Raw genomic sequence first — 10,029 nt, forward strand, 5'->3', positions numbered from 1 at the left:
GCGCCTCCTTTCCTTTCAGTGCGCGGCCGCGGTGAGGGCGCCGAGCACGGCCCCGTACAGCTCGTCGGCCGCGTATCTCCTGCTGATCAATTGCTGTTCGCGGGCGAACCGGACGCCCATCTCCAGTGCGGCATGGACGTCCTCGAAGCCCACCGGTTGCAGAACCGGGCCGTTCCTCGGCGGCGTGTCACCCGCCGCCGTCCTGCTCTCGCGCAGCATCCGGAACACTTCGCGGACGATTCCGCCGTCGGACTCGGCGATCTCCTTGCGGATCGCGACCATGTGGTTGATGGGGACCACGCCGGTCCGGGCGTGCCATTCCAGGGCGGCTTCCTTCGGCTCGGGAATGAGCGTCCGGATGCGCGGGTCGCCGGACAGGCCGCCGCCCGCGATGATGGCGTCGGCCTCACCGGAGAACAGCATCTCCTCCAGGCCGTCGCCGCTCTCGGAGCGCGCGACCCATGCGGGGTCGCGGTACTCCTCGACGTGCGCGCCCTCCCTGGTCAGCCATTTCACGTCCTCGACGCGCACGCCGTACTCGTCGGACAGGACGCCGCGCACCCACGCCGGCGTGGTCTGCGAGTAGGAGCGCATCGCGACCCGCTTGCCCGGCAGGTCCTCGGGGCGGAGGTCGGAGTCGGCGCGGCACAGGATGCTCTTGTGATGGAATCCGCCGTTCATGACGAACGGCAGCAGCACGTACGGCTTTCCGGCCTCGTACGCCAGCAGGAACGTCATGAGCGCGAGTTCGGTGACGTCGAACTTCAGCTTCCTGACCGCGTCCTTGAACCCTTTTTGCGCGACGTCGATGCCGGCGAAGTCGAGTTCCACAAGCGGCGACGAAATGCTGTGGCTCTTCAGCGCCTCCGTCTTGGGATACGTCCCCATCATGGCGGTGAGCGTCTTCACTCGGTCCCTCTCATTCGTCATGCGGACGCCCCTCGGGGATCCCGGAAGACGCGCTCGATCGGCGGCCGTTCGGGAATGAGGCCCTGCCGGTGGGCGTAGCGGACGAGCGCCTCCAGCGACGCGGCGTTCTCCTCCAGCCCGTAGGGCAGGGGGTCGCCGACCAGTTCGGCGAGCCGCGCGTAGCGCCGGTCCTCGGGCCCGGACGCGGCACCCGACTCGATACGGGCCAGGTAGTTCCGCTTGGCCTGCGTGAACGCCTCGAACAGCGCCATCGCCAGTGCGGGGTGCCGGTCGAGCACGTCGTCACGGACGACGATCACGCCGTGCAGGGGGTAGACGCCGGTCTTGCGGAACCACTCGTGTTCGAGCTTCTCCGCGTCCTCGACCAGGTCGACGAGCTGCCCGTCGAGGTCGGGGCCGGCGCCCGCGAGGCCGCCGAAGACCGCGTCGATCTCCCCCGACGTCACCTTGCCGGCGAGCGTCGCGCCGTCCTCGATCCGGTGCACGTTCGGCGGCGCCGGGTCGATCGGGACGTTCTCGTCCTCCTGGGTCAGCCAGGTGACCTTGTCGAGGTCGACGCCGAACTCCTCGGCGTAGATCCCGCGCGTCCACACCGACGCCGTCACCCCGTAGGCGCGGACGCCGACGCGGCGTCCCTCCAGGTCCTTCGGGTGCCGGACGCCGGAGTCCCTGAGCCGCTGCACGCCCGAATGCCGGAACCGGCGCGTCATCGGGATCGGCAGCGCGGTGATAGGCGCGCCCGCCGCGGCCGCCATCAGGTAGGACGTCGGGGCCATCTCACAGATGTCGTACGGCTGGGTCCGCGCCATCGCCCGGTACGCGTCCGGCATCCGCTGGACGTCGACGAACTCCAGGTCGCAGCCCTCGACGGCGACGGCGCCGTCCCGCAGGTCCTGGACCTGGCCGTGCCGGCCCAGCACGATCGACAGTTTCCCGGTCATCTCCGTCCCCCTCACGCGCGGCCGGCGAGCCGGCGTCCCTCGCGCAGGGCGGAGAAGTCCCGCCGGGGGAAGGTCATGAGGAACCGGTATCCCTCGTCGATGACCCGGGACACGTTGTTCTCGTTCACGTGCGGGTGCCCGACCGGGACGTCGAACGCCTTCCCGAGCTTCAGGACGTGGTCCATCATCTGGAGCAGTTCGGGGTTGTCGTACTGCCGCGGGCAGCCGAGCTCCTGGGTGAGGTCGCCCTCGCCGATGAGCAGCGCGCCGATGCCGGGGACCTCTTTGAGGATCGTCTCGAGGTTGTCGATCGCGGTGATGTCCTCGATCATCAAGATCACGAGGATCTCGCCGTCCGGCGCGAGCGGCCAGACGTCGGCCTTCCTGTAGTACTGCTGCTGCGACAGCCCCCAGTAGCGGGCGGCGGCCATCGGCGCGTCACCGCGCAGGCCCGCCGGCTCGCGCAGCGGCGCCCCCGGACGGCGCGGGTACCGGCACGCGGCGACGGCGTTGTACGCCTCTTCCGGCGTGCTGATCCGCGGCCACACGATCCCGTAGGCACCGAGGTCGAGGGCCTGCTTGGCGAACCACTGGTTCATCTCGCTGCCGCTCGGCGGGATCCGCACCAGCGGCGTCATCTGGCACGCGAGCGAGCCCGACCGGACGATCCGTTCCCGCAGCAGCAGGAACTGCATGGCCTCGCGCAGCGCGCGGATGTCCCAGGGGTTGTGCTCCAGCTCGAACACGACGCCGTCGTTGTCGGACTGCGCGAACGCGACCGCGTTCTCCACCTCCGCCTGGATGAAGGAGGTGAACGCGATCCGGCGGCCTTCGGTCAGCGCCCTGATGACGCCGTTCAGTCGTTCCGTCATGGCGCGCCCCTCAGAGGATCGCGCCGCAGAAGGCGTCGCCCGCGTCGGACGGCAACTGCTTCTCGTGCCAGGTCTCCGAGCCGTCCAAGGTGTAGAAGACCTGGCCGTGCCGCGTCACCGCGACGACGCCCGCCGGGTCGCTGACGTGTACGCCGAAGCCCATCATCGTGCTCTTCGCCAGGACGCCCGGGTTCGCCTCCTCCCACGTCTCGCCGAGGTCATGGGTGCGGTAGAGCGCGCCCGCCTCGCTCCGCGAGGAGATGCTGAAGCACGCGTACATCGACTCCGGCCGCCCGGCGACGACCCGGCAGTCCCGCGTGTAGGAGAACGGCGCGGACTTGCCGACTTCGAGGTCCCTGAGCGTCTTCCCCCGGTCGGTGGTCTCGAAGATGCCGAGCCGGCCGACGTAGAAGACGGAGTCGGGCCTGGCCGGCGTCGTGCACACCGAGTGCCCGTCGAACATCCCCTCCCGGTCGTCGTCGGTCAGCTCGGTGTTCTTCAGATGCGGCTGCGCCGCGAGGGCGAGGATGCCCTCCGCCTCACCGCGCCAGGTTCGGCCGCCATCCTCGCTGACGAGGAACCCGTTGACCTCGGACGCCGCGTACAGCACGTCCGGGTCGGACGGGTGGAACGCGATCCGCATCACCCGCGAGCCGCCAAACGACATGTCGAACCGCTCCGGATGGTCCGCCTCGCACTTCTTCCACGTCTCGCCGCCGTCCTCGCTGCGGTGGAAGCCGACCGGCGCCGTGCCCGCGAACAGGACGTCCGGGTCGTGCGGGCTCACCACCACGGTCCAGAACTGGACGTCCTCGTCGGTCACGTCGATCCGGCTCCACGTCTCCCCCGCGTCCGTGGACCGGTACAAGCCCTTGCGCGCCGCGGCGAACACCACGTCCTCCCGCGCCGGATGCGGGGTGACGGCCTGGACCGCGGCGTCCGCCGGGATCCCCTCGGCCGTCTCCCACTCACCGCCGGCCCGCAGCCGGTAGAGCGTTCCCACCGCTCCCGGCCGCGTCACGGCGGTCCCCACGAAGATCACATCCCGCATCGAGCACTCCCCAGATCGTCTGCATTCGGCGCGCCACGGCCCCGCCGGGGCGGAGACCAGCAGGTCAGCGCGCTGTGGCTCGGGTCACGTTAAGCCGGTGCTCGCAGGATTGTCAACATTTTCGCTAGCACAATCAGCCGACATGATCCCTGGTAGGATCGCGAGCACTACTGATGGCACACGAGCGGCGGGCGGGGGTCCCTGTGGCCGGGAAAGACCAGCTCAAGCAGGGCAAGGACGGGAAGAGCATCGCGGTGCAGGGGCTGCGCGGCGCCATCCTGCGCGGCGACATGGTGCCCGGTCAGCGCCTCGTCGAGACCGAGCTCGTCGAGCTGTTCGGCGTCACCCGCGGCAGCGTCCGCTCCGCCATCGACGACCTCGTCGCCGACGGCCTGGTCGAGCGCATCCACAACCGCGGCGCCCGGGTCCGCCGGGTCTCCCTGGACCAGGCGATCGAGATCATGGAGTGCCGCCGCGTCCTCGAAGGGCTCATCGCCGCCAAGGCCGCCGAGCGCGCCGGCCCGGACGACATCGCCCGCCTCCGCGTCCACGGCGAGCTGCTCCGGCAGGCCATCCGCGACGGCGAGATGGGCAAGTACTCGACCCTGAACCAGGAACTGCACGCGATGCTCGCCGAGATCTCCGGCCAGAGCACCGCCGCCGACCTCATCGGGCGGCTGAACGCGCAGATCGTCCGGCACCAGTTCCAGCTCGCCCAGCGCACCGCCTGGCCGCGCTCCTCGGTGGACGAGCACGGCACCATCGTCGAAGCCGTCGCCGCGAAGGACCCCGCCTGGGCCGAACGCGCCATGCACGAGCACCTCTCCCACGTCATAACGGCCCTCAAGAACGCCGGGGAATAGCCGCCGGGACCGCTTGTGGCCTGCCGCCCGCGATGCGCCCGCGCAACGGCGAGCATGGTGCGGATGGTCGAGCATCCGGCGCCCGAGGTCGTCTCGTCCCACGGCGTATACGAGAATCCGTGGATCTCCGTCCGCGAGGACCGCGTGATCCACACGTCCGGCGAGCCCGGCCTGATCGGCGTCGTCACGATGACGGACGGCGTCACGATCCTGCCGATCACCGCGGACGGCCGGGTGTTCCTGGTGCGCGAGTACAAGTACGCACTGGGCAGACCGTCGATCGAGCTGGTCAGCGGCGGCCTGGACGCCGACGAGGCACCGATCGCGGCGGCGCGGCGCGAACTCGCGGAAGAACTCGGGCTGACCGCACGCGAATGGATCGACTACGGCCACGTCGACCCGTTCACGTCCATCGTCCGGTGCCGCAACCACCTGTTCATCGCCCGCGACCTGACCGAGGGCGAAGCGACACCAGAACCCACCGAGCACATCGAACCCCTCGCCATGCGATTCGACGAGGCACTGCAGATGGCCCTAGACGGCACGATCACCCACTCCGCAACGTGCTGCCTGCTAATGCGCGCCCACATCCGCGGGATCGCCTGACGGCAGGGCGGGCTCGTCAGCCAGGAGCGCCCAGATATCCCTTGATCACCACCACGGCGTCGGTGACCCGCTCGGACTCGGCGATCGGCTGCCGCCAGGACGTGAAGTACCAGTAGCGCCCGCCGTCCCCGTCATGCGGACGGCAGCTGATCGTGTCACCGGCCACCTCCTGACCTGCGCAGCATCCGGCCCGAGACATGTTCCGGACGATCAGACCGCCGGCCACGGCCTCGACCGCGAACCCGTGCACCTTGAGATGTATGGCGAGAGCCTGCAGCCGACCGCACGGCTCGGCACCTGCGCCATGTTCGTGGTGGTCGGCGACGCTCACGGCCGCCTCCGGACGGACTCGGCCAGCGCGACCCTCTCGGCCAGACGCGTCTGCGCGTCGCAGAGCAACCAGAGTTCGCCCTCGTCGCACGCCCGCACCTCCTCCAAGCAGCCGTTGAGCAATTGGTAGTCGCTCAGGCCGCCGAGGCGGCGCGCAACGAAACCGTCCCCCATGGCCTCCCCGTACCAGCCGGGCGCGAAGTGCCCGCTTTTCGGAGAATCGGCCACTATCGTCCTGCAACTCATCCAAAGAACCTCGTGTCGGAGTTGACGAACCACCGTGACCACATTCACACCGTGAGTTATGGTCGGCCAGTAACCGCAGGACACCCTCGGTCAAGCGGGACACTAGATCAACTCAACCAAGCCGCCTGGTTAACCCCTCCGGAGGCCGTAATGGCTGAGAACCAAGCCCGAATCTTCTTCGGCGAAGAGCTGCGCCGCATGCGCGAGAAGGCCGGCCTCACCGGCAAGGAGCTCGCCGACGCACTCGGCTGCACCCCGCAGTGGATCAGCACCATGGAGAGCGGTCGCAAGGTCTCCGAGCAGAGCGCCCTCGACCTCGACACCTACTTCAAGACGGACGACCACTTCCATCTCCTGTGGAGGCTTGCCAACAGCCTCGAAACCAAGGTCGCACTTCTCCCAGGCTTCACCGAGTACCTTGAGCGAGAGAGAAAGGCGGCAACGGCGCGCACCTTCTCGGCACTGCTCGTGAACGGAAGGTTCCAGAGCGAGGAATACGCCCGTGCAGTTCTGAGTTCCACGAGGTCGGGCGACGTAGAGGGACTCGTAGAGAACCGCCTGGCGCGCGGTACGACATTCCTGCGCGACCCGCTGCCCTCCACGTGGCTCACGCTGGATGAGACCGTGCTTTATCGCAGGATCGGAGGCGCTAGGGTGATGAAGTCGCAGCTCAACTACCTCCTTGAACTCAGCGAGCATCCGGAGATCGTGATCAATATCATCCCGCAGGACGTCGGTTATCATGCCGGACTGGGCGGGGAGTTCACAATTCTCAGTTTCAACGGCTCCCAGGCGGCTTATACGGAATCCGCTGGGGTGGGAATTCTGATCGAGGACCCTGTCAAGGTCGAGAGTTTCGCCCTACGCTGGGACTTGCTCCGGAGCCACGCACTCCCGGTGAATGAGTCACGAGTTCTGATCAGGAACGCGTTGGAGAGCCTATGAACGACCGGCAGTTCGTCCAATGGCGGAAGAGCAGCCACAGCGGCCACAGTGGCGGCGACTGTGTTGAGGTGGCGGATCTTGCGATCGCCGTCGGGGTGCGGGACAGCAAGGATCCGGAGGGGCCGAGGCTGATGTTCGGTGCGGCGGCCTGGCGGGCGTTCACGCGCGAGGCCAAGCGCGGCGAGCACGACCGCGCCTGACGTCCCACGCTCCATTGACGCGGGTCGGTGGCTCGCACGCGTCCGTCCCGTCAGAGGGGCGTGATGTTCTCGGCTGCGGGGCCGCGCTTCATCTGGGTGATCGTGTAGCGGACCCGCTGGCCGTCGATCAGCGTGCGGAAACCGTTCATCAGGATGTTGGAATAGTGCGCGAACACGTCGGGCCCCGGACCGTCCGGCGTGATGAAGCCGTAGCCCTTCTCCTCGTTCCACCATTTGACACGGCCGGTGAAGTACTCGCCGGTCTGGGCGGGTTCCGGCACGCTCGCCTGCTGGGCGAGGTCGGCCTTGGCCGCGCCGCCGAGCGGTTCGGCCGACGCGGCGGCCTGCTTCTGCGCGGGTGGCCTCGGCCGGGACTCGGGTGGAGACGGAGGCACGGCGGAGGCGAAGATGTCGAGGACCCGCCGGACTTGGGCGCTGGGGATCCGGCGGTCGGGATCCTTGGCGAGGAGCATGCGGACGAGGTCGTCCCAGAATTCCGGAACTCCGGCGTGGATCGAACTCGGTGCGGGCGGCGGCGTCCGGACGTGGTCGAGGAGGAGGGTGACGACCTTCCCCGTGAAGGGCGGCCGGCCCGTCAGCAGCTCGAAGAACGTGCAGCCGAGGGAGTACAGGTCGCTGCGGTGGTCGACGTCCCGGTCCTCGACCTGTTCCGGTGACATGTAGGCGGGCGTGCCGATGACCACGCCGGACGCGGTGATGCGGGTGTAGTCGGCGGCCTCCGCGTAGGCCGCGATGCCGAAGTCGACCAGCTTGATCACGCCGCGCGCCGTCAGCATGATGTTCTGCGGTTTCAGGTCGCGGTGGTAGACGCCCGCCTCGTGCGCCTCGATGAGCGCGTCGCAGATCTGCACGCCCCAGCGGGCCACGTCGTCGGGGTCCTGCGGGCCGTGCTCCCGGACGCGGCTGCCGAGGTCGGTGCCGGTGATGAACTCGGTGACGATGTAGTCGCGGTTCGCCGCGTCGTCGCGGCCGTAGTCGTGGACGGCGGCGACATGCGGGCCCGTCAGCTTCGCCGCGGCCCGCGCCTCGCGCCGCAGCCGCGCGGCCGCCTCGGGCGCCGCGTTGAGCCCGGCGATGACCTTCACCGCCACCACCCGGTCCAGGGTCTGGTCGTAGGCCCGCCAGACCTGCCCCATCCCGCCCGCGCCGACCGGCTCGTCCAGCCGGTACCTGTTCCCGAGAACCTCGGCCGCCATCGGCTCCCCGCCCTGTTCCGCGTTTCGCGCATGATAGCGGGCGAAATCGCTGGAACGCCGTGCAGGCAGGGGCTTGCGGGGGACCCGGGCGGCGCGGGCCGCCCGGGTCCGGAGGGGGTCAGAGCTCGGGGGTCACTGGGAGAAGACGTAGGTGGCCGTGAGGGTGACGGACTGCACCAGGCAGAATCCGCCCGTCGCGGAGACCTTCTGGTTGCTGAAGGTGACGGTGGCCGGGAGCGTGTCCCCGCCGGAGTAGGTGCCGTTGATGGTGCCGCCGTAGGTGCAGCCGAGGGCCTCGACGGAGAAGCCGCTGATGCTGGCGTTGCCGCCGCCCAGGCTGCCGCTCCACGGCAGGTTCTTCGGCGTGACGCTCGCGGGGCAGCCGGAGATGCTCGCGGAGGTGACCGTGAGGGAGCCGTCGGCGGCGAGGGCGCCGCTGAGGGTGGATCCGCTGCAGGTCACGGCGGTGCCCGCGTCGATCGTCATGTTCCCGGACAGGTTGGCGGTGTAGGGGCCGGCCGTCCACGCCAGCGCGGGAGCGGCGGTCGCGGCGACGGCGATCGCGGTGGCGGCGGCGGAGGTGGAGGCGATGGCGGCGATCTTCTTGATGCGGGACAAGAGAAGTCCTCATTTCGGGGACGTCGGGTGTCGCGCCTGCACCCGGAGGGGTGGGAGAATCCGCGACCCGGGACGCCCGATCCGCTCATGTCGGGTGGGCGGTTGGGAGCACCGCGGCGTCGGGATCGGTGTCCGGAAACCGTCGCGCCACTCGACATCGGTGACCGGCCACCTGGGTAGAACGCGTTCTAGTCAGAACGTAGACAGCGGCCGGGAATCCGTCAATACCCGGATCCGGATTCTCAGGCCACGACCGGTGTCATCGCAGGAACCGGCCCCATACAAAGGAAACTAGAACCGAATTCTGTTGCAATTCGGACGGCAGTGTTATGGATCTTCGGACGGCCAAATCGCATTCCGCGGCACCGGGCCCGGGACGTCAGCAGACCCGCACCGACCGGGAGATCTCCTGATGGACGGGGCTCTGCAGGACCATCCGGTAGGTGTGCGTCCCCGCGGTGTCCTCGCTCTGCGACGAGGTGATGGTGAAATCGGGTCCGGCGCTGGTGTGGATCGGGTGGCCGACGCCGAGCCGCCCGTCAAAGTAAATGCTGAACTGGATGCTCGTGGGGTTCTTGCTGCCCACGATGCTGTATTTGAAGGGGAAGTCCTCGTTCTTGGCGTAGCACCCGCTCACCCCGCCGACCGTGAAGTAGGCGATGCGGGCGGTCGGGCCGCTCGGCTTCGTCGGCGAGGTCCCGCCGCCACCGGTGCTCCCGCCACCGGAACCCCCCGAACCACCGGAGCCGCCGGAGCCGCGTCCCGGGGTCGGCGTGCCGGACGGACGGCCCCGGCGACCGGCGCCCGGGCTGCCGGACGAGGCCGACGGCGACGGGCTCCCCGAGGCCGTCGCCGCTCCCGCGCCGGTGTCGGCCGGGCTCCCGGTGCCCTGCCGGGGGTTGCCCGCCGCGTAGCCCGTCGCGCCGGCGTTCTCCGGCGCGGCGTCGGCGCCGTCCGGCCAGGCGAACCAGGCGCCCACCCCCGCGAGGACGGCCAGGACCATGACGCCCGCGCCCGCCGCCAGCAGCACGGCGGGCCGCCGCCCCGCGGGCTTCTGCTTCCTGCGCGCACCGTCGAGCACCGTCTGCGGCGCGCCCGGCATCGGGAGCGGCGCGGCCGCGGACCGTGGGTCGGTGGCCTGCGGAAACGGGCCGGGCCCAGGCGCGGGCGGCGCGGGCACGGGCGGCGTGGGCATGGGCGGCGTGGGCAT

12 protein-coding genes and 1 pseudogene are annotated in these 10,029 nt (G+C 69.6%); 4 read left to right on the forward strand and 9 right to left on the reverse strand.

The window, feature by feature from the left end; genetic code table 11:
- Positions 1-15: 15 nt before the first annotated feature.
- Genes F9B16_RS16090 through F9B16_RS16105 form a run of 4 tightly spaced genes read right to left on the reverse strand, consistent with a single transcriptional unit; the run spans position 16 to position 3,794 of the window.
- Complete coding sequence (locus tag F9B16_RS16090; protein ID WP_151540881.1) at positions 16-930, reverse strand: substrate-binding domain-containing protein; 915 nt, start codon at positions 928-930, stop codon at positions 16-18.
- Positions 927-1,871 (reverse strand): ABC transporter substrate-binding protein, encoded by a 945-nt coding sequence (locus F9B16_RS16095; protein WP_151540882.1) that lies wholly within the window; start codon positions 1,869-1,871, stop codon positions 927-929. Before F9B16_RS16095 ends, F9B16_RS16090 begins: the two co-directional genes overlap by 4 nt.
- Before the next feature lie 11 nt (positions 1,872-1,882).
- Positions 1,883-2,743: an HpcH/HpaI aldolase family protein gene (locus F9B16_RS16100; protein ID WP_151540883.1), complete on the reverse strand. Its 861-nt coding sequence runs from the start codon at positions 2,741-2,743 to the stop codon at positions 1,883-1,885.
- A 10-nt stretch (positions 2,744-2,753) separates the two neighbouring features.
- A complete protein-coding gene (locus tag F9B16_RS16105; RefSeq protein WP_151540884.1) occupies positions 2,754-3,794 on the reverse strand; it encodes a WD40/YVTN/BNR-like repeat-containing protein in 1,041 nt (346 codons plus the stop codon).
- A gap of 203 nt (positions 3,795-3,997) precedes the next feature.
- Here F9B16_RS16105 and F9B16_RS16110 point away from each other — a divergent pair, with 203 nt between their 5' ends.
- Positions 3,998-4,657 (forward strand): GntR family transcriptional regulator, encoded by a 660-nt coding sequence (locus F9B16_RS16110; protein ID WP_225991669.1) that lies wholly within the window; start codon positions 3,998-4,000, stop codon positions 4,655-4,657.
- Between the two features lie 63 nt (positions 4,658-4,720).
- Entirely contained in the window at positions 4,721-5,263 is a 543-nt protein-coding gene (locus tag F9B16_RS16115) for an NUDIX domain-containing protein (RefSeq protein ID WP_192808819.1), read from the forward strand.
- A 16-nt stretch (positions 5,264-5,279) separates the two neighbouring features.
- Here the strand turns inward: F9B16_RS16115 and F9B16_RS16120 are convergent, their stop codons facing one another.
- A complete protein-coding gene (locus tag F9B16_RS16120; protein ID WP_151540887.1) occupies positions 5,280-5,594 on the reverse strand; it encodes a hypothetical protein in 315 nt (104 codons plus the stop codon).
- Positions 5,591-5,821 (reverse strand): hypothetical protein, encoded by a 231-nt coding sequence (locus F9B16_RS16125; protein WP_151540888.1) that lies wholly within the window; start codon positions 5,819-5,821, stop codon positions 5,591-5,593. Before F9B16_RS16125 ends, F9B16_RS16120 begins: the two co-directional genes overlap by 4 nt.
- A gap of 168 nt (positions 5,822-5,989) precedes the next feature.
- On the opposite strand from F9B16_RS16125, the gene F9B16_RS16130 reads away from it, so the two are divergent.
- Together F9B16_RS16130 and F9B16_RS16135 are read left to right on the forward strand one after the other, a co-directional pair.
- Positions 5,990-6,784 (forward strand): helix-turn-helix domain-containing protein, encoded by a 795-nt coding sequence (locus F9B16_RS16130; RefSeq protein ID WP_151540889.1) that lies wholly within the window; start codon positions 5,990-5,992, stop codon positions 6,782-6,784.
- Positions 6,781-6,984 carry a DUF397 domain-containing protein gene (locus F9B16_RS16135; RefSeq protein WP_151540890.1) on the forward strand — a complete coding sequence of 68 codons (204 nt, stop codon included), beginning with the start codon at positions 6,781-6,783 and terminating at the stop codon, positions 6,982-6,984. Before F9B16_RS16130 ends, F9B16_RS16135 begins: the two co-directional genes overlap by 4 nt.
- A 50-nt stretch (positions 6,985-7,034) precedes the next feature.
- Here F9B16_RS16135 and F9B16_RS52685 read toward each other — a convergent pair whose 3' ends face one another.
- The 3 genes and pseudogenes from F9B16_RS52685 to F9B16_RS16150 all read right to left on the reverse strand — a co-directional run.
- Positions 7,035-8,201, reverse strand: coding sequence for a protein kinase domain-containing protein (locus tag F9B16_RS52685; RefSeq protein WP_318839238.1), 1,167 nt, complete (start codon positions 8,199-8,201; stop codon positions 7,035-7,037).
- 132 nt (positions 8,202-8,333) lie between these two features.
- Positions 8,334-8,819, reverse strand: a complete 486-nt coding sequence (locus F9B16_RS16145) for a hypothetical protein (RefSeq protein WP_151540891.1) — start codon at positions 8,817-8,819, stop codon at positions 8,334-8,336.
- Between the two features lie 379 nt (positions 8,820-9,198).
- Positions 9,199-10,029: pseudogene (locus tag F9B16_RS16150) on the reverse strand (hypothetical protein); the annotation flags it as partial.

The organism is Actinomadura montaniterrae, from assembly GCF_008923365.1.
Classification (GTDB): domain Bacteria; phylum Actinomycetota; class Actinomycetes; order Streptosporangiales; family Streptosporangiaceae; genus Spirillospora; species Spirillospora montaniterrae.